Source organism: Xanthomonas rydalmerensis (assembly GCF_033170385.1).
GTDB lineage: Bacteria > Pseudomonadota > Gammaproteobacteria > Xanthomonadales > Xanthomonadaceae > Xanthomonas_A > Xanthomonas_A rydalmerensis.
The window spans coordinates 2,798,895-2,820,337 of the sequence record NZ_CP126170.1; the positions used below are offsets into that span (position 1 = coordinate 2,798,895).

At 66.9% G+C, this 21,443-nt stretch carries 4 protein-coding genes; all 4 read left to right on the forward strand.

The features are described 5' to 3' along the window. Window positions 1–6: 6 nt before the first annotated feature. On the forward strand, window positions 7–3,198 hold the full coding sequence (locus QN245_RS11710; RefSeq protein WP_317843244.1) for a non-ribosomal peptide synthetase: 3,192 nt from the start codon (window positions 7–9) through the stop codon (window positions 3,196–3,198). Between the two features lie 22 nt (window positions 3,199–3,220). Beyond that, window positions 3,221–4,924 carry a cyclic peptide export ABC transporter gene (locus QN245_RS11715; protein ID WP_317843245.1) on the forward strand — a complete coding sequence of 568 codons (1,704 nt, stop codon included), beginning with the start codon at window positions 3,221–3,223 and terminating at the stop codon, window positions 4,922–4,924. Next, window positions 4,921–20,055 carry a non-ribosomal peptide synthetase/type I polyketide synthase gene (locus QN245_RS11720; RefSeq protein ID WP_317843246.1) on the forward strand — a complete coding sequence of 5,045 codons (15,135 nt, stop codon included), beginning with the start codon at window positions 4,921–4,923 and terminating at the stop codon, window positions 20,053–20,055. Before QN245_RS11715 ends, QN245_RS11720 begins: the two co-directional genes overlap by 4 nt. A 67-nt stretch (window positions 20,056–20,122) precedes the next feature. Continuing rightward, window positions 20,123–21,436 carry an ABC transporter permease gene (locus QN245_RS11725; protein WP_160964839.1) on the forward strand — a complete coding sequence of 438 codons (1,314 nt, stop codon included), beginning with the start codon at window positions 20,123–20,125 and terminating at the stop codon, window positions 21,434–21,436. Window positions 21,437–21,443: the final 7 nt, after the last annotated feature.

Sequence of the window (21,443 nt, forward strand, 5' to 3'; positions counted from 1 at the left end):
GATTGGATGAAGCACATGGTTCTCGAATTGACACCGGCACAGCAGGACATCTATCTGGAGGGGCAGCTCTTCGGGAAGGTGGTGAACAACATCGGGGGCTATCAGGTCTATCGCGGCGAGCTGGATCTTGGCCGTTTTCGGCAGGCACGCACTCGTCTGTTGCAGGAAAACGATGCCTATCGCCTGCGTTTCCGCGAAGTCGGGGGCCGTTGCACGCCGTTTCTCAGCGACGTGTGCCAGACCGAACTGCGCATCGTGGATGTTGCCACCGCGGCGGCGGCGCTGGCCTGGATCGAGGAACGCATGGCGACGGCATTCGGCGACATCGCATCGAACGTATTCGAAGATGCGCTGCTGCGGCTGGCATCCGGCGAGCACTGGTATTTCTCCAAAGCCCATCATCTCATCATGGATGGCTGGGGATTCGCCCTGCAGATGCGCCGCTTTCTTGGGATGTACGCAGACCTGGGCGAGACCGCTCCTGAGGTGGCGCTCGGCCGCCCACCCTGCTCCTTCGTCGATCACATGCGGCGCCAATCCGGCTATCGCGGCAGCCCGCAGTATCTGCGCAGCCGCGAACATTGGCTGTCGCGCCACACTGGCACAAGGGATGCGCTGTTCCCGCTTTTGCATGCGCCGGCAGCAATTGGCAGCAAGCGTGTCAGTGCAGTCCTGGATGCGGCCTTGCTCACCTCGCTGCGGCAACTGGCCGCCGACGCGAAGGCCGATCTGGTCGCGGTGATGCATGCAGCGCTGTACCTCTATTTTTCCAGGTCGTACCAGCGCACCGATCTCGTCATCGGCTCGCCTGTGCACAACCGACGCAATGCGGATGACAAGGACACCATCGGCTCCATCGTCAACGTCAACATGCATCGGTTCGCCGCGCAACCCTGCATCTCCTTCATCCAGCTGGTCGAATACGTGGCCTCGGTGCTGCGGCAGGACTATCGCCATGGCCGCTTCCCGCTCGGCGACCTGGTCAGGGCACTTCGCGAAAAGCACGGCACCAGCGACGATCTCCCATACGAAATCGCCTTCAACTATCAGAAGTTGGATTTCGATTTCCAGATCCATGGCGAGCCGGTGGAAACGCATTACCTGTCGCACTCGCAGGAGCGTGTCCCACTGACCTTCGTGCTTTGCGACTATGGAAACCAGGACGTGCGGCTGCATCTGGACTATGCGCTCGGCCATTTCGGCGAGACCGACGCGCAGGCCGTGCTCGACAGGCTCGTGCACGTCCTGCACCAGGTCGCTGCCGATGGCAGACAGCAGGTCGCTGCGTACCGGCTCCTGCTCGCGGAGGAATCGCAGGATCAGTTCAGCGTCTGGCAAGGCGCCGACGTCGCGTTGCGCCCGGACGCGTGCATCCACGATTTCTTCGAAGAGCAGGCCGGGCGTACACCCGACGCCGTCGCCGTGGCGCGTGGCTATTCCACGCTCACTTATGCCGAACTCAACCGCAGGGCCAACCTGCTGGCCGCCCGGCTGATCGAGCAAGGCGCCGGCCCTAGGCACATGGTGGGTGTGTGCCATGGCAGATCGCTGGAACTGGTGGTCGCGTTGCTCGCCGTGCTGAAGTCCGGCTCTGCCTATGTCCCGATCGACCCTGCCTATCCACCATCGCGGATACGCCACATTCTCGACGATGCGCGCCCAGCGATCCTGCTCGCCGACGCGGTGGGTGCCCAAGCCCTGGGTGATGTCGGTGGGTCAGCCATCCGTACGGACCTCCCTTGCGCCAAGGCCGCACAGGATGAGCGTGCAGCGGTGAATCCGGCGCGCGCGACAACCGGGCTGTCCGCGCGGGAAGTCGCCTACGTCATTTACACCTCCGGCTCGACAGGGCGACCCAAGGGCGTCCTGATCGAGCATCGCAACGCCGCCGCGTTCATCCAATGGGCGCTCGCGCACTATTCGGCCAGCGAGTTGTCCGCGGTGCTCGCTGCAACATCGATCTGCTTCGACCTGTCGGTATTCGAACTCTTCGTGCCGCTCGCCATCGGCGGCCGCGTCGTCCTGGCAGAAAACGTGCTGGCGCTCAGGGACCAGAAGTTCGACGGCGTCTCGCTGATCAATACGGTTCCATCGGCGATCCGAGCACTGCTCGATGCCGCAGCCATTCCCACCTCTGTGCGCTGCCTCAACCTGGCCGGGGAACTGTTGCAGCAGGAGTTGGTGGACGCGCTTTATATGCAGCTTGCGGCAGTGAAGGTCTACGACCTCTACGGCCCCTCCGAAAGCACGACCTATTCCACCGTCTGCCTGCGCAGCAAAGGCGGGGACGCCTCCATTGGAAGGCCTATCCACAACACCCAGGTCTACGTCCTGGACGAGGCAGGCGATCCGCTTCCGACCGGCATGGTCGGCGAACTCCATATCGCCGGTGCCGGTCTGGCCAGGGGCTATCTGAACCAACCCGCGCCCACCGCGGAGCGGTTCGTGTTCAACCCCCACGCGCAAACTCGGGTCTATCGGACCGGCGACCTGGCGCGCTGGACCAGCGATGGCCGCCTGCAGTACAGAGGACGCAAGGACAATCAGGAGAAGATCCGCGGCTATCGGGTCGAGCCAGGGGAAGTCGAGGCATGCCTGCTGGAGCACCCCGCGGTCACCGAATGCGCCGTGGTCGGCCACGGCACGGCGGGGGTCGCCGAAGGCCGGATCCTGCTGGCCTATGTCGTCGTGGCGCCGGCAGGCGAGGACAAAGCAGATCCCGCCATGCCCGAGATGCTGGACGATCTCGCCAGGTTCCTGACCATGCGCCTGCCGGCACATATGCTGCCATCGCGCTTCATTCCGCTCTCCGCGCTGCCGTTGACCCCCAACGGCAAGGTGGACCGCAAGGCATTGCCTGCGCCAGGCTCCGCACCACGCGGCGCGGCTGCCGACGCGTCACCCCGCAATGACACCGAACACCGTCTGACCATGCTGTGGCAGGAGACGCTGCAGCAACAAGGCATCGGCATTCACGAGAACTTTCTTTCGAGAGGCGGCGACTCCTTGCTGCTGCTCAAGCTTGCCTCGTCCATCGAACGCGAATTCGCGCTGCGCGTCGACCTGCCGCTGCTGTTCTCCAACACCACGATCGCCGCACAAGGCCGCTTGCTGATCCAGCAACTGGAACTGGAGCGCGTGCGCCACGCGACATGCGATCTGCGGGAAGCGTCATCGGACACCTTCATCGATCTTTGAGCGCAGAACGGACTATCAAGCCATGGTGTTGGACGTCGTCAAGCAAAGCAAGCCGCAAATCGCGCTCGCCAGCGCGATCAGCATCGCTGCCGGCGCAGCCAACATCTGGCTGTTGGCCCTGGTTGGCCGCGACATGCGCGCCGCCGTCGCCGCGCCGGACGCAATCGCAGAATTTGCCGGCGCATTGGTATTGATGGTCGGGTTCGGCCTGGTTTCTCAGGTGGCGCTGTCGCGACTCAGCGCCAACATGCTGCATGGCCTCCGTCACAAGCTGGTGCAGGCCATCAGCCACCTATCGGTTCGCAGAATCGAGGCCATCGGGCGCCACCGGCTGTACGCCGCGCTCACCCGCGACGTCCCTGCGTTGCACGACTTCCTCGTCGCGCTGCCCAACTACGTGTTCAACATCACCGTGGTGCTGGCGTGCCTGGTCTATCTCGCCGTCATCTCATCCCGCCTGTTCCTGGTCTTCTTCGTACTCCTCCTCATCGGCCTCTACGTGGCCAAGGTCGTCATCGCCGACCGGGCGGAGGCGCGCTTCCAGTTGCGCCGCAAGGTGGAGAACGATCTGTTCAAGTGCTACGAAGCGGTCATCGACGGCAGCAAGGAACTCAAGCTGAACCCGGACCGGGAGGGCTGGTTGATCCGGGATGAACTGGAGGGATTCGCCCAAAAATACAAGGACGCCACCAAGACCGCGGAGTTGTTTCTCAACATCTCCAACAGCTGGGCGACCGCGATCATCTTCATCGGGGTCGGCACGCTTCTGTTCCTGTCCTCGCACATCGGCGTGCCGAACCGCGAACCGGTGGTGACCTTCGTGCTGACCATTTTCTATATCGTCGGCCCGCTCACGGTCCTCATCAATTCGTTCCGCACCGTGCATGCCGCCAAGGCGGCCATCGCGCACCTGCATGCGCTCAGACTCGATGCCACGGATACCGCCTCCTCCTCACCTTTGGCGATGGAGCCGTTTCAGTCGCTGTCGGCGAAAGGACTGTTTTTCCGCCATGACAATCCGGACGGAGAATGTCCCGGGTTCAATGTCGGCCCGCTGGACCTGGACATCGCGCGTGGCGAGATCGTCTATTTCGTCGGCGGCAACGGAAGCGGCAAGACCACCGCGGCGAAGCTGCTGACCGGATTGTACGAGCGCCATGCCGGCGAAGTGCTGATCAATGGCGTGCAGTTGGCAGACCAGCGGGCGCACTTCCAGTATTTTTCTGCGATTTTCCAGGATTATTACCTGTTCGAAACGCTGGTGGCGAAGCACGGCAAGGAGATTGAGCCCGAGCAGGTGCGAGACTGGCTGGACAGGCTGCATCTTTCCGACAAGGTCAGCGTCGAGCACGGACGCCTGTCCACCACCAGGCTGTCCTATGGCCAGCGTAAGCGCCTGGCCCTGCTGATTGCCTACTTCGAGCAGTCGGAGATCTACGTCTTCGACGAGTGGGCCGCGGACCAGGATGTGGAGTTTCGCGAGTTCTTCTACGGCACCTTCCTGCCCGGGCTGAAGAAGCTGGGCAAGACCTCGATCGTGGTCAGTCACGACGAGCGTTACTTCCATCTCGCCGACAAGGTGCTGAAGTTCGACAACGGCGTGATCGCGTCCACCACCCAAAACACTCCGAGCGATGCCTGTTGCGTGGAACGCGACAGCCCCCCAGGCAGCCGCCAGCCCGCCATGAACCCTTTCACCTTGGAACGGACGTCTGCGCGCACATGAACATTCACGATCTCCTGAACGAATGCGTTCGCAGCGGCATCCGTCTGGCCGAGAACAACGGCGATCTGCGCGTCCACTTCGATGGTCCCACCCCGGATCGCGCACTGCTCGATCTTTTGCGCCGGCACAAGCAGGACATCCTGCAACAACTAGCCAAGTCGGAGACGCGGCATGTCGCGGGCATCCCGGCACTGGCCCCGGAGACGAGGACATCGGCTCCGGCATCCACGGCGCAACGCCGCATGTGGCTGCTCCACATGCTGGAGGAGGCGAATGGCGCATACAACATGGTCGGCGTCTATCGCGTGCGCGGCAGTTTCGATGCCGCGCACATGCAGGCCGCGCTGGATACGCTGGTGGCGCGCCACGAGGCCTTGAGGACCGTCTTTGCCGAGGAAGATGGCGAGGTGCGGCAATGCGTGCAGCCCACAGGGCGCGTGGCATTCGAGCACCTCGATCTCTCCATGGCCACCTCCGATGAGGCCGAGCATTCCCTGCAGCGCTTGCTGCAGCGCGAGAACCGGTGGCGTTTCGACCTTGCCGCCGGACCATTGCTCCGCGCCACCTGCAGCGACCTCGGCAACGGCAACTGGATGCTGCTGCTGAATATCCACCACATCGCCGGCGACGAGTGGTCCATCGGCATTCTGGAGCACGAGATCAGCGCGCTCTATACGGCGCTTTCCGCCGGCACGCCGCCGGCGCTGCTGGCACCGACCCTCCACTACATCGACTACGCAGCATGGAGCAACCAGCAGGCCGAGGGTTCCGAACAGTTGGCGCAGCTCGACTATTGGAAAGCAAAGCTGGCTGGTTTGCCGGCGCTGCACAGCCTGCCGCTGGACAAACCGCGGCCTGCAGTCCAGGTCTACGACGGCGGCACCGTCCGCCGGATTCTGCCGCAACGCTGGCTGCAAGCCGCGCAGACGCTATGCCAGGCCAGCAACGCCACGCTTTTCATGTATCTGCATGCGGCACTGACCACTGTCCTGTCTGCTTACAGCAACGAGGACGACATCACTCTTGGTTTCCCCGTCAGTGGCAGGCAACGCAAGGAACTGGAAACGGTCGTCGGCTTGTTCGTCAACACGCTGGTACTACGCGTGCCAATGCGCGGCGACATGACGTTCGCCGATGCCCTGGCGCTCAGCCGGGAGGCCGTGATCGAAGCGCTGCAGCATCGTGACGTGCCCTTCGACACCCTGGTCGACACCTTGTGCTCGGGGCGCAGCCCCGCCTACACGCCGTTGGTGCAAATTTTCCTGGCGCTGCAAACACAGGAGCGCGCCGGGTTGCGCCTGCCTGGCATCGACGTCGAGGCACTGGACAACCCCGGCGCTCCGGTGAAGTTCGACCTGCAGGTGGACGCCGTTGCGTCGGATGCGGGATTGATCGTGGATTGGCGCTTCAACCGCAGCCTCTTCGAGGATGCCTCGATGGAGCGCATGGCAGACGCGCTGGTCCGCGTGCTCGAGGCAAGCGTACATGCACCAGACCAGCCCCTGTCCCGCATCGACCTGCTGGCGCCGCAGGAACGCCAGCTATTGCTGGAGACCTGGAACCAGACCACGGCCCCCTATCCCGACGATCGCTGCCTCCACCAGCTGTTCGAGGAGCAGGTGCAGCGCAGCCCGCATGCCACGGCCCTGGTCCTGGACACGCACACGCTCAGCTACGCCGCGCTCAACGCACAGGCCAACCAGCTCGCGCACCACCTCATCGCCCAGGGCCTGCGTCCCGATGGCCTGGTCGCCCTGTGCGTGCAGCGCTCCTTCGCCATGGTCGTGGGCCTGCTCGCCATCCTCAAGGCCGGCGGCGCCTACGTGCCGCTGGATCCGGACTATCCCGCCGCACGCCTGCAGCAGATCCTCGACGATGCCGATCCGGCCCTGCTGCTGGTCGATGCCGCCGGCCGCATCGCCCTCGGCGACGGGGCGCTGCCGGGCCGCCACGTGCTGGACCTGGACCATCCGCATCCGGCCTGGCACCAACAGCCGCAGACCGATCCGGATCCGCACGCCCTCGGCCTGCACGCCCGCCACCTGGCCTACGTCATCTACACCTCCGGGTCCACCGGAACCCCCAAGGGCGCCCAGAACGAGCACCGCGCCCTCGTCAACCGCCTGGTCTGGATGCAGCAGGCCTATCGCCTCGACGCCCGCGACGTCGTCGTGCAGAAGACTCCCTTCGGCTTCGACGTATCGGTCTGGGAGTTCTTCTGGCCACTGCTGAACGGGGCTACCCTGGCCCTGGCGCCGCCGGGGGCGCACAAGGATCCCGATGCCCTGGCCGCACTGTTCGTGCACCACGGCGTTACCACTGCGCATTTCGTGCCCTCCATGCTGGCCCTGTTCCTGCAGACCCCCGGCGTGGAACGCTGCACCACGCTGCGCCACCTGGTCTGCAGCGGCGAGGCCCTGCCCGCCAGCAGCGTGCGCCTGGCCCAACGGCGCCTGCCCTGGACCGCCCTCCACAACCTCTACGGCCCCACCGAAGCGGCGATCGATGTGACCGCCTGGACCTGCCCGCCCGCCTTCGCCGGGGAGAGCGTGCCCATCGGCCGTCCCATCGCCAACACCACGATCTACCTGCTCGACGGCAACGGCCAACCGGTGCCGCTCGGCGCCGTCGGCGAACTGCATATCGGCGGCGTCGGCGTGGCCAGAGGGTATTTGAACCGCCCCCAGCTCACCACCGAGCGCTTCCTCCCCGATCCCTTCGCCGCCGATCCTGAGGCACGTCTGTACCGGACCGGCGATCTGGCGCGCTACCGCGCCGATGGCGCCATCGAGTTCCTCGGCCGCATCGACCACCAGGTCAAGCTGCGCGGCTTCCGCATCGAACTGGGCGAGATCGAGGCGCGCATTGCCGAACATCCAGCCGTGCACAGCACCGTCGTGCTGGCCCTGGGCGAGGCGGCGCACATGCGCCTGGTCGCCTATGTCGTCCCGCGCGAGACGCCCGCCGATGCGCTGGTCACCACCTTGCGTACGTTCCTGGCCCGCACTCTGCCCGACTACATGGTGCCGGCCGCGTTCGTGTGCCTGCCTGCCCTGCCGCTGAGCGCCAACGGCAAGCTCGACCGCAAGGCCTTGCCCGCGCCGCAGGACGACGCCTTCGCCCGGCATGCCTACGCGCCGCCGCACCCGGGCACCGAGGCCATCCTCGCCGAGGCCTGGTGCCGGTTGCTGGGGCGCGAACGGATCGGCCGCCACGACCAGTTCTTCGCCCTCGGCGGCAACTCCCTGCTCGCCGTGCGCCTGCTTAGCCGCATCGAGGCAGCCTGCGGCGTCCGCCTGTCGCTGGCCGAGGTCTTCGCCCACCCGACGCTGCGCGAACTGGCACACGCCGTCACCCGCCACCAGAGCGGCGCCGCCACGGCGTCGTTGCCGGCCATCGTCCCGGTCCACCACGGCGACACCCTGCCGCTGTCCTTCGCCCAGCAGCGCCTGTGGTTCCTGGCCCAGCTCGAAGGCACCGGCACCGCCTACCACATGCCCGGCGCCCTGCGCCTGCGCGGCGACCTCGACCCGCTCGCCCTGCGCCGTGCCCTGGACGCCCTGCTCCAGCGGCATGCCGCCTTGCGCACCGTCTTCGCCACCAGTGCCGATGGTCAACCGCTGGCGCACCTGCTGCCCGCCGGACAGGCCTTCCCCCTGGTCGAGCACGACCTCGGCCTCCAGCCCGACCAGGCCGCGGCCATCGCCAGGCTCGCCCTCGACGAAGTCCTCGCTCCCTTCGACCTGGCGCGCGGCCCGCTCATCCGCGGTCGCCTGTTGCGCCTGGGACAGGCCGACCACGTGCTGCTGATCACCCAGCACCACATCGTCTCCGATGGCTGGTCGCTGGGCATCCTGATCAACGAACTCGGTGCGCTCTACCGGGCCATGGTCGCCGGCCAGCCCGATCCGCTGCCGCCGTTGGCCGTGCAGTACCCGGACTACGCCGCCTGGCAGCGGCGCTGGTTCACCGCCGAGCGCCTGGGCAAGCAACTGGACTACTGGAGCCGCTGCCTGGCCGATGCGCCGGTCCTGCTCACCCTGCCGACCGACCGGCCACGCCCGGCCACGCCGTCCCATGCCGGCGCCAGCGTGCCGATCGCGCTCGATGCCACGCTGACCCGCGCACTCAAACGCCTCGGCCAACAGCATCAGACCACCCTGTTCATGACCCTGGCCGCCGCCTGGGCCGCCGTGCTGGCGCGCTTGGCCGGCCAGCACGACGTGGTCATCGGCACCCCGTCGGCCAACCGCAGCCGGCAGGAGATCGAGCCGTTGGTCGGCTTCTTCGTCAACACCTTGCCGCTGCGCATCGACCTGTCCGGCGAGCCGACCGTCGGTGGCCTGCTCGAACGCGTGCGCGCCGCCGCCCTGGGTGCCCAGGACCACCAGGACGTTCCCTTCGAGCAGATCGTCGAGCGGATCAATCCGCCACGACAGCTGGAGCACGCCCCGCTGTTCCAGGTCCTGTTCGACTGGCAGAACAACGATCCCGGCACGCTCGACCTGCCCGGCCTGCTGGCCGAACCGCTGGCCACGCCCTTCGACCGGATCAAGTTCGACCTGGAGCTCAGCCTGGGCGAGGTCGGCGACGTCATCCAGGGCCACCTCCACTACGCCACCGACCTGTTCGATGCGGCCACCATCGCGCGCCAGGCCGGCTACCTGATGACCCTGCTCGCGGCCATGGTCCAGGCCGACGACCAGCCGCTGTCCCGCATCGACCTGCTGGCACCGCAGGAGCGCCAGCTGTTGCTGGAGACCTGGAACCAGACCGCGGCCCCCTATCCCGACGATCGCTGCCTCCACCAGCTGTTCGAGGAGCAGGTGCAACGCAGCCCGCACGCCACGGCCCTGGTCCTGGACACGCACACGCTCAGCTACGCCGCGCTCAACGCACAGGCCAACCAGCTCGCGCACCACCTCATCGCCCAGGGCCTGCGCCCCGATGGCCTGGTCGCCCTGTGCGTGCAGCGCTCCTTCGCCATGGTCGTGGGCCTGCTCGCCATCCTCAAGGCCGGCGGCGCCTACGTGCCGCTGGATCCGGACTATCCCGCCGCACGCCTGCAGCAGATCCTCGACGATGCCGATCCGGCCCTGCTGCTGGTCGATGCCGCCGGCCGCATCGCCCTCGGCGACGGGGCGCTGCCGGGCCGCCACGTGCTGGACCTGGACCATCCGCATCCGGCCTGGCACCAACAGCCGCAGACCGATCCGGATCCGCACGCCCTCGGCCTGCACGCCCGCCACCTGGCCTACGTCATCTACACCTCCGGGTCCACCGGAACCCCCAAGGGCGCCCAGAACGAGCACCGCGCCCTCGTCAACCGCCTGGTCTGGATGCAGCAGGCCTATCGCCTCGACGCCCGCGACGTCGTCGTGCAGAAGACTCCCTTCGGCTTCGACGTATCGGTCTGGGAGTTCTTCTGGCCACTGCTGAACGGGGCTACCCTGGCCCTGGCGCCGCCGGGGGCGCACAAGGATCCCGATGCCCTGGCCGCACTGTTCGTGCACCACGGCGTTACCACCGCGCATTTCGTGCCCTCCATGCTGGCCCTGTTCCTGCAGACCCCCGGCGTGGAACGCTGCACCACGCTGCGCCACCTGGTCTGCAGCGGCGAGGCCCTGCCCGCCAGCAGCGTGCGCCTGGCCCAACGGCGCCTGCCCTGGACCGCCCTCCACAACCTCTACGGCCCCACCGAAGCGGCGATCGATGTGACCGCCTGGACCTGCCCGCCCGCCTTCGCCGGGGAGAGCGTGCCCATCGGCCGTCCCATCGCCAACACCACGATCTACCTGCTCGACGGCAACGGCCAACCGGTGCCGCTCGGCGCCGTCGGCGAACTGCATATCGGCGGCGTCGGCGTGGCCAGAGGGTATTTGAACCGCCCCCAGCTCACCACCGAGCGCTTCCTCCCCGATCCCTTCGCCGCCGATCCTGAGGCACGTCTGTACCGGACCGGCGATCTGGCGCGCTACCGCGCCGATGGCGCCATCGAGTTCCTCGGCCGCATCGACCACCAGGTCAAGCTGCGCGGCTTCCGCATCGAACTGGGCGAGATCGAGGCGCGCATTGCCGAACATCCAGCCGTGCACAGCACCGTTGTGCTGGCCCTGGGCGAGGCAGCGCACATGCGCCTGGTCGCCTATGTCGTCCCGCGCGAGACGCCCGCCGATGCGCCCAGCGATGCGCCCAGCGATGCGCTGGTCACCACCTTGCGTACGTTCCTGGCCCGCACCCTGCCCGACTACATGGTGCCGGCCGCGTTCGTGTGCCTGCCTGCCCTGCCGCTGAGCGCCAACGGCAAGCTCGACCGCAAGGCCTTGCCCGCGCCGCAGGACGACGCCTTCGCCCGGCATGCCTACGCGCCGCCGCACCCGGGCACCGAGGCCATCCTCGCCGAGGCCTGGTGCCGGTTGCTGGGGCGCGAACGGATCGGCCGCCACGACCAGTTCTTCGCCCTCGGCGGCAACTCCCTGCTCGCCGTGCGCCTGCTTAGCCGCATCGAGGCAGCCTGCGGCGTCCGCCTGTCGCTGGCCGAGGTCTTCGCCCACCCGACGCTGCGCGAACTGGCACACGCCGTCACCCGCCACCAGAGCGGCGCCGCCACGGCGTCGTTGCCGGCCATCGTCCCGGTCCACCACGGCGACACCCTGCCGCTGTCCTTCGCCCAGCAGCGCCTGTGGTTCCTGGCCCAGCTCGAAGGCACCGGCACCGCCTACCACATGCCCGGCGCCCTGCGCCTGCGCGGCGACCTCGACCCGCTCGCCCTGCGCCGTGCCCTGGACGCCCTGCTCCAGCGGCATGCCGCCTTGCGCACCGTCTTCGCCACCAGTGCCGATGGTCAACCGCTGGCGCACCTGCTGCCCGCCGGACAGGCCTTCCCCCTGGTCGAGCACGACCTCGGCCTCCAGCCCGACCAGGCCGCGGCCATCGCCAGGCTCGCCCTCGACGAAGTCCTCGCTCCCTTCGACCTGGCGCGCGGCCCGCTCATCCGCGGTCGCCTGTTGCGCCTGGGACAGGCCGACCACGTGCTGCTGATCACCCAGCACCACATCGTCTCCGATGGCTGGTCGCTGGGCATCCTGATCAACGAACTCGGTGCGCTCTACCGGGCCATGGTCGCCGGCCAGCCCGATCCGCTGCCGCCGTTGGCCGTGCAGTACCCGGACTACGCCGCCTGGCAGCGGCGCTGGTTCACCGCCGAGCGCCTGGGCAAGCAACTGGACTACTGGAGCCGCTGCCTGGCCGATGCGCCGGTCCTGCTCACCCTGCCGACCGACCGGCCACGCCCGGCCACGCCGTCCCATGCCGGCGCCAGCGTGCCGATCGCGCTCGATGCCACGCTGACCCGCGCACTCAAACGCCTCGGCCAACAGCACCAGACCACCCTGTTCATGACCCTGGCCGCCGCCTGGGCCGCCGTGCTGGCGCGTCTGGCCGGCCAGCACGACGTGGTCATCGGCACCCCGTCGGCCAACCGCAGCCGGCAGGAGATCGAGCCGCTGGTCGGCTTCTTCGTCAACACCTTGCCGCTGCGCATCGACCTGTCCGGCGAGCCGACCGTCGGTGGCCTGCTCGAACGCGTGCGCGCCGCCGCCCTGGGTGCCCAGGACCACCAGGACGTTCCCTTCGAGCAGATCGTCGAGCGGATCAATCCGCCACGACAGCTGGAGCACGCCCCGCTGTTCCAGGTCCTGTTCGACTGGCAGAACAACGATCCCGGCACGCTCGACCTGCCCGGCCTGCTGGCCGAACCGCTGGCCACGCCCTTCGACCGGATCAAGTTCGACCTGGAGCTCAGCCTGGGCGAGGTCGGCGACGTCATCCAGGGCCACCTCCACTACGCCACCGACCTGTTCGATGCGGCCACCATCGCGCGCCAGGCCGGCTACCTGATGACCCAGCTTGCGGCCATGGTCCAGGCCGACGACCAGCCGCTGTCCCGCATCGACCTGCTGGCACCGCAGGAGCGCCAGCTGTTGCTGGAGACCTGGAACCAGACCACGGCGCCCTATCCCGACGATCGCTGCCTCCACCAACTGTTCGAGGAGCAGGTGCAGCGCAGCCCGCATGCCACGGCCCTGGTCCTGGACACGCACACGCTCAGCTACGCCGCGCTCAACGCACAGGCCAACCAGCTCGCGCACCACCTCATCGCCCAGGGCCTGCGCCCCGATGGCCTGGTCGCCCTGTGCGTGCAGCGCTCCTTCGCCATGGTCGTGGGCCTGCTCGCCATCCTCAAGGCTGGCGGCGCCTACGTGCCGCTGGATCCGGACTATCCCGCCGCACGCCTGCAGCAGATCCTCGACGATGCCGATCCGGCCCTGCTGCTGGTCGATGCCGCCGGCCGCATCGCCCTCGGCGACGGGGCGCTGCCGGGCCGCCACGTGCTGGACCTGGACCACCCGCATCCGGCCTGGCACCAGCAGCCGCAGACCGATCCGGATCCGCACGCCCTCGGCCTGCACGCCCGTCATCTGGCCTACGTCATCTATACCTCTGGGTCCACCGGAACTCCCAAGGGCGTAATGATCGAACATGGCTCGGTCTGCAATCAGATCTGGGCACTGAAAAGCCTCTACGGGCTGACTGCGCACGATCGCCTCCTGCAGTTCTCGTCGCCATGCTTCGACGTCTCGGTGGAGGAAATCTTCGGCGCGCTTTGCAGCGGCGCCACGTTGGTGCTGCGGACCGATGCCTGGCTAGCCTCCGCGTCCACGTTCAACGAGCTTTGCACCGCCCACGGCATCACCGCGCTCAGCCTGCCCACCTCGCTCTGGTCGCAGTGGGCCGACGCATGGAGCGAAGCACGTGCACCGCGGACGCTGCGCCACATCGTCATCGGTGGCGAAGCGACCAGCCGGCACGCGCTGCAGGCCTGGTTCGGTGACGGGGGCGTCAGGCCGACGCTGTTCAACTGCTACGGCCCGACCGAGACGACCGTCAACGCCACCAGCCAGGTGGTACGTGCGCAAGACCCGGCAACGCTCATCGGCCGCCCCGTCGCCAATACCCGCGTCTACATCCTCGACGCGCACGGTCAGCTGGTGCCACCCGGCGCGGTGGGGGAACTGTGCATCGGCGGCGTCGGCGTTGCCCGCGGCTACCTGAACCGTCCGGCGCTCAGCGCCGAACGCTTCCTGCAGGACCCGTTCGTCGCCGATCCCGACGCCCGCCTGTACCGCTCCGGCGACCTGGCGCGCCACCTGCCTGACGGCAGCATCGAATTTCTCGGTCGCAACGACCACCAGGTCAAGCTGCGCGGCTTCCGCATCGAACTGGGCGAGATCGAGGCCCGTCTGGCCGCGCACCCCAACGTGCGCGACAACGTCGTGCTCGCGCGTGGCGAGGGCACAGACAGGCGCCTGGTCGCCTATGTCGTCCCCCGTGCGCACAGCGAACCGGGCAGCAACGACGGCACCTCTGAACTGATCGCGCGACTACGCGCGCACCTGGCCGCCGGCCTGCCCGACTACATGGTGCCAGCCGCGTTCGTCATCCTGCACACATTGCCGCTGACCCCAGGCGGCAAACTCGACCGCAACGCGTTGCCGGCGCCCGACGATGGCGCCTTCGCGCGCCACGACTACGTCCCACCCCGAAGCCAGGCCGAAACGCTGCTGGCCGGCATCTGGCAGGAACTTCTCGCGCTCGATCGCGTCGGCATGCACGACAACTTCTTCGATGTGGGCGGCACCTCGCTGCACATCATCGCGCTGCGGCAGAAGATCCACGACAACATCGGTGTCGACATCTCCATCACCGACCTGTTCGCGCACCCGACCATCGCCAGACTGTCTGAGCACATATCGGTCGGCATACAGCAACCGGCGGCGGTCGGCCCGACGCCGGAGCAGTCCGCCGCCTCCGATCCGGGATGCGCGATCGCGGTGATCGGCATGGCCGGCCGTTTTCCCGGCGCCAGCGACGTCGCGACCTTGTGGGCCAACATCGCCAACGGCGTGGAATCGCTGCGCCGCTTCAGCCGGGAAGAGCTGCTGGATGCCGCAGTGGAACCGGCCCTGCTCGACCATCCCGGGTTCGTGCCGGTGCGAAGCCTGCTGGACAACGTGACCGACTTCGACGCCGACTATTTCGGCTTCACCCCGCGCGAGGCGGAAGTGACCGATCCGCAGCAGCGCATCCTGCTGGAATGCGCGCATGAGGCGTTGGAGACCGCAGGCTACGGCGATGCCCGAAGCGAACGGCCGGTCGGCGTCTTCGTCGGCGTTGGCGAAAACCAATACGTGCTGCAACACCTGCTGCCGCAGCTGGACGCCTTTTCGGCGCTGGGCACCAGCATCGTGCACGCCAACAGCAAGGACTTCGCCGCCACGCGCATCTCTTACAAGCTGAACCTGTCGGGCCCGGCCGTCAACGTCAACACCGCCTGTTCCACCTCACTGGTGGCCGTGCACCTTGCCTGCCGCAGCGTTGCGCAAGGCGAGAGCCGGATGGCGCTTGCCGGTGCGGCCGGCATCGCCGAATTCGGTCCAGGCGGCTATCGATACGAGGAAGGCAACATCAACTCGCCGGACGGCCATTGCCGTGCCTTCGACCGTGACGCGCGGGGAACGCGGGCCGGCAACGGGGCGGGCGTGGTACTGCTCAAGCGGCTGGACCATGCTCTGGCCGATAACGACACCATTCACGCCGTGATCAAAGGATCGGCGGTCAACAACGATGGCGCCGACAAGGTCGGCTACACCGCCCCGAGCGTGATCGGACAGGCGCGGGTCATCCAGCAGGCTCAGCGCAACGCGGACGTATCGCCGGCGAGCATCGGCTACGTGGAAGCGCATGGCACCGGCACCGTGCTGGGCGATCCGATCGAAATGCGCGCACTCAGCCACGCCTTCGCTGGCGAGCCTGCGCAACGCTGCGCCATCGGATCGGTCAAACCCAACATCGGTCACCTGGATACCGCGGCCGGCATGGCCGGCCTGATCAAGACGGTGGAGGCACTCAAGCACGGGCAGTTGCCGCCGAGCATCAACTACCTCCAGCCCAACCCCGAGATCGACTTCGCCGCCAGTCCGTTCTACGTGAATACCCAACTGCGCCCCTGGCCCACGCAGGACGGGCCGCGCCGCGCCGGCGTCAGCGCGTTCGGTATCGGCGGCACCAACGCGCACGTCGTACTGGAGGAAGCGCCGCCGGCGGCGAGCGACTCGGCAACGCGGCCGGCGCAGTTGCTGCTACTGTCGGCACGCAGCGCGGAGGCCTTGCAGGCGGCAAGTACGCGGCTTGCGGACTATCTGCGTAGCGACCAGGCGGCGCCGCTGGCAGATGTTGCCTACACGCTGCAAACCGGCCGCACGGCGCACGCCTGGCGCCGCGCGGTGGTCTGCACGACGGCCGCGGACGCCGCCACAGCGCTGACCTCGGCCCCGGCCGAGGCGACCAACACGTCGGACCCGCATGCTTCGCTGATCTGGATGTTCCCCGGACAGGGAGCGCAGCACGCAGGGATGGCCGGCGAGTTGTACAAGACCGAACCGGTGTTCCGCGAACAACTGGACGTCTGTGCGGAAGGATTGCGTACCGCGCTTGGCCTGGACCTGCGCGAGTTGCTGTATCCACCGCACGAGGCACGCGAGGATGCCAACCGGCAATTGGTCCAGACCTGGCTCGCACAGCCGGCGCTGTTCGCCGTGGAGTACAGCATGGCCCGGCTGCTGCAGTCCTACGGACTCACTCCGGATGCGATGATCGGCCACAGCCTGGGCGAATACGTCGCCGCTTGCCTGGCGGGCGTATTTTCCCTGCAGGATGGATTGAGGCTGGTCGCAACGCGCGGCCGCCTGATGCAGGCAATGGCACCGGGGCGGATGCTGTCCGTGCGCGAGGACGAGGAACGCCTGCGGGCGAGGCTGTCCGACTGCGCTGTGGACATCGCCGCAGTCAACGCCAAGGGCAAATGCACGGTGTCCGGCGCCCCCGCCGCCATCGCTGCACTACGTGAAAAGTTGGTCGCCGAGGGCATCGACTGCCGGGATCTGGAAACATCGCACGCCTTCCATTCGGCGATGATGGAGCCGATGCTCGCTGCATGGCGCAAGACGCTGAGCACCGTGTCGATGCATGCGCCCCGCCTCGCCTACGTGTCGAACCTCAGCGGCGGCTTCATTTCCGCCGAGGAAGCGACCGACGTGGAATACTGGGTGCGGCACCTGCGCGGCACGGTCCGCTTCGCCGAAGGCATGGACGTCCTGCTGTCGCCGACCTCGCCACTGAGGAGCCGATGCGTCTTCGTCGAGGTGGGCCCCGGGCAGGCGCTGAGCGGCTTCGCCCGGCAGCGCGTGCATGCAAGCGCACATACCGTGGTCCCGGCCCTCGGCCACGCCACCACATCGGATCATGACGCCCGATCACTGCAGCGTTGCATCGGCCAGATCTGGGTGCATGGCGCCGGCGTCATCGACTGGGCCGCCTATCACGCCCCCGCACGCAGGCGACGCGTGCCGCTGCCGACCTATCCGTTCCAGCGCCGTCGGTTCTGGGTGGATGCCCCCCGTCATGTTGCGCAAGCAGCACCGTCTGCCGACGCGCGCCGTCCGCATCAGCAAGACTGGTTCTACGCTCCGTTGTGGCGGTTGCGCGGCAGCAAGGCCAGGCCGGGCAGCGCTCACGCCACGCATCCGCTGACCTGGGTGGTGATGGCCGATCGCGGTGGAATCGGCGAGCGCCTCGTGCAGCAACTGCGTCACGCGGGGCAGCGGACGATCACGGTGTGCAATGGCGATCTATTCGCCCGTCTCGGTCCGGACGACTACGCGATCGTTGCCGACGACCCGCGCCACTATGGTGAACTTGCCGACCACCTGGAACGCGACGGTCTGCGCATCGACCGCCTGGTGCACCTCTGGTCGTTGGAGCGCTGCCAGGCGCAGAGCGAACTGCGCGGCTTCGACCTGTTCCTGGCGCAGCAGCGCAACGGCTACTGCAGCCTGGCGTTCGCCATCGCCATCCTGATGGCGCGGCTGCAGGCCGACGACGCGGCGATGCACGTGGTGACGCACGACCTGTTTCGTGTGACCGGCGCGGAACTGCTCGCGCCGCACCATGCACCGATCCTCGGCCTGTGCAAGGTTGCACCGCAAGAACATCCGAACCTGCGCTCGCGACTTATCGATCTCAGTGACCCGTACACGGAAGACCGCAGCGAGGGCGCCCTGTCCGCGGCAAGCGCCAGCCTCTTCGGCGAACTGATGACCGAACGCAACGACAGCGTCGTCGCCTTTCGCAACGGAGCGCGCTGGACGCAAACCTACGAGCCCCGCAAGGTGCCGGACGAGCGCCTGCAGCCACGCATCAAACGCGGCGGCGTCTACGTGATCACCGGCGGTCTGGGCAAGGTCGGATACGCGCTCGCCGAACACCTGTCAGCGATGTCCGCCAAGTTGGTGCTGATCGTGCGCGACGAACTGCCGCCGCGTTCGCTATGGGCCAACTGGATCGCCGAGCGCAGCCCGAGCGACCCTGTGGTTCCGAAGCTGGGACGGCTGCTCGCGCTCGAGTCCAGGGGCGCGCAGGTCCTCGTCTGCCAGGCCGACGTTACCGACGAGGCACAGATGATCGATGCCTTCGAGCAGGCCGAAATCCGTTTCGGCGACATCGACGGCGTGATCCATTGCGCGGGCCAGGTCCGCGATTCGATGCACTCCCTGGCCGACACGACGCTCGAGCGCAACCGCGCCCAGTTCCTTCCCAAGGTCAAGGGGACGATGGTGCTGCAGCGCGTGCTGAAACACCGGCGCGTGGACTTTTGCGTCCTGATGTCATCGCTGTCGAGCGTGCTGGGCGGCCTGGGCTTTTCGGCATACGCCGCCGCGAACGCCTACATGGACGCCTTTGCCACCGCGCGGCATGCGCAAGGAGACGAGGCATGGCTCAGCATCAACTGGGACGGCTGGCACTTCGCCGGCGAGCCCGCCAAGGAAAACGCCCATGGCGTCGATGGCCGCGAAGGCGCGCAAGCGCTTGCATACGCCCTGTCATGGTCGGATGTGCCGCAACTCGTCCATTCGACCGTGGATCTGCAGGCGCGCATGGAGAAGTGGATCGACAAGTCGCCCCAGGACGCGGCGGGCATGCAGCTCTATGTCCGTGGCGGCGGCACCGCCTGCGTCGCGCCGAGCACCACCATCGAGTTCCAGCTCCTGGAGATATGGCAGCAACTACTGGGCATCCAGGACATCGGGGTGCGCGACGCATTCTTCGACCTGGGCGGTGACTCGCTGCTCGCCACGCTGCTGGTAGCCCGCGTCAATAAGGCGTTTAACGTGAACCTACCGATCCGCATCGTCTTCGAGGAGGAGACCATCGAGCGCATCGCGTTAAAGATCGACGATCTCACCAAGCGCCCGCCGCAGGGCAAGCCACTAGCGCTCAAGCGCAGCGGTGAACGTCCCCCCTTGTTCTGCATCCACCCTGGCAGCGGATTCGGGCGCCCGTACATGGCGCTGCTGCGGCACCTTCCCACGGATCTGCCGGTCTATGCGCTGGAGGCGCGCGGACTGAACGACGACGACACGTTGCCGGAGACGATCACCGACATGTGCGCCGACTATATCGAGCAGATCCAGGTCATCCAGCCCATGGGCCCCTATCACCTGCTCGGCTGGTCGTTCGGCGCCATCGTCGCCCACGCCATGTCGGCCGAAATGCAGAAACGCGGCCTGGCGGTGGCCAAGCTGATCATGATCGACGGCGCACCGCTCTACGACGAGGAGTGGCCGCAGCAGGCCGTCGAAGAGCACCGCCTGGACCTCGAATCGCGCCTTTCCAGCTACAGGGACTACCAGACGGCGTCGGAGGACCTGAAGCAAACCATGATCGCGCGGATGAGCGCCATCCAGAGCAACAACATCCGCCTGGCCTACTACCGCGATCCATCCCCCTTCCATGGAAACGTACTGATGATCATCGCCAAGGACTCCGATCGCCCGGAGAAATACGAATTCTTCAAGAAGTACATCCGCGGGGACGTGACCGAGCTGAAGGTGCCATATCACCACAACATCCTGCTGACCAGCGAAGCCCTGGAAAGCTACGCGCCGGACATCTGCAGATTCCTCGACGCCAATACGTTGCGGCACGAGACCCGGCTGGCGACAGAGGCATAGGAACCACGGGACGAATTCCTGGCGCCCGCGAACGGTGCCTTGGTCGGCGATTGATGAAGGAGCGACGATGTTTGGCTACTACTTCCACCTTGGCTTGCGCAGCCTGATGCGCAATCCCGTGTTAACCGGCTTGATGGTGCTGTCGATCGCCGTCGGCGTAGCCGCATCGATGACAACCTACGCCGTATTCCGCGCCACCTCGAGCAACCCGATTCCGGAAAAGTCCGCACAGCTGTTCGTGGCGCAGATCGACAACTGGGGACCCACCGAAAACATCGAGAACGGTGGCGAGCCACCACGTGCCTTGAGCTACAAGGACACCATCGCCCTGATGCGCGACCATCGCGCGATGCGGCAGACAGCGCTCTACCCGATCAAGGCATCGATCGTGCCCGCCGACATGGCGCTGCTACCGTTTCAGGTGAGCAGCTACGCGACCTACTCGGATGCCTTCCCGATGTTCGGCGTTCCTTTCCTCTACGGCGGGGGATGGTCGGCGGCCGAGGACGAGTCACGCGCGGCTGTGGCGGTGATCAGCCGCTCGCTCAACGACAGCCTCTTCAAGGGTGCGAACAGCGTCGGCAAGGAAATCAATATCGATGGCAGGAGCTACCGCATCCGCGGGGTGATGGATCGCTGGAATCCTCAGCCGCTGTTCTACGACGCGGCCAATACCGGAGGATTCGACAAACCCGCGCAGCTGTTCATCCCGTTCACCCATGCCATCAGCCTGCAATTGCCGACCAATGGCACCCGCAGCTGCTACAAGACGCCCGGCGCGGGATGGGAGGCATGGCTGCAGTCCGAATGCGCATGGATCGCCTATTGGGTCGAACTGCCCGACAAGGCGAGCGCGGAATCCTATCTGAACTACCTGCGCAACTATTCGGCACAACAGCAGCAGTCCGGACGCTTCAACTGGCCGCCCAACGCGCGCCTGCGCGACGTGGCGCAATGGCTCGACTACCTGAAGATCGTGCCGCCGGAATCGAAGATATCGGCGCTGCTGGGCCTGGGCTTCCTGTTGATCTGCCTGGTCAACACCATCGGCCTGTTGCTGGCCAAGTTCATGCGCCGCGCAGCGGAGATCGGCATCCGTCGTGCGCTGGGCGCGCCGCGCAGCGCCATCTACATGCAGTTCCTCGTGGAAGCCGGCACCGTCGGCCTGGCCGGCGGCGTGCTCGGTTTGCTGCTGACCGGCCTGGGAATGCTCGGCACCGACCTGGTGTTCGAGCCGGAAATCGCGCGCCTGGCCGAGCTGAACGTGTCTTTGGCGGCACTGACCCTGGTGGTGGCGACGCTGGCCACCGTCATCGCGGCGCTCTACCCGATTTGGCGCGCGGCACAGGTGCAGCCGGCCTGGCAACTGAAAGCGAACTGAGGCGACA

Coding starts and splice junctions, on each gene's coding strand:
- QN245_RS11710 (WP_317843244.1), top strand. CDS start 7: ATGAAGCACATGGTTCTCGAATTGACACCGGCACAGCAGGACATCTAT.
- QN245_RS11715 (WP_317843245.1), top strand. CDS start 3,221: ATGGTGTTGGACGTCGTCAAGCAAAGCAAGCCGCAAATCGCGCTCGCC.
- QN245_RS11720 (WP_317843246.1), top strand. CDS start 4,921: ATGAACATTCACGATCTCCTGAACGAATGCGTTCGCAGCGGCATCCGT.
- QN245_RS11725 (WP_160964839.1), top strand. CDS start 20,123: ATGTTTGGCTACTACTTCCACCTTGGCTTGCGCAGCCTGATGCGCAAT.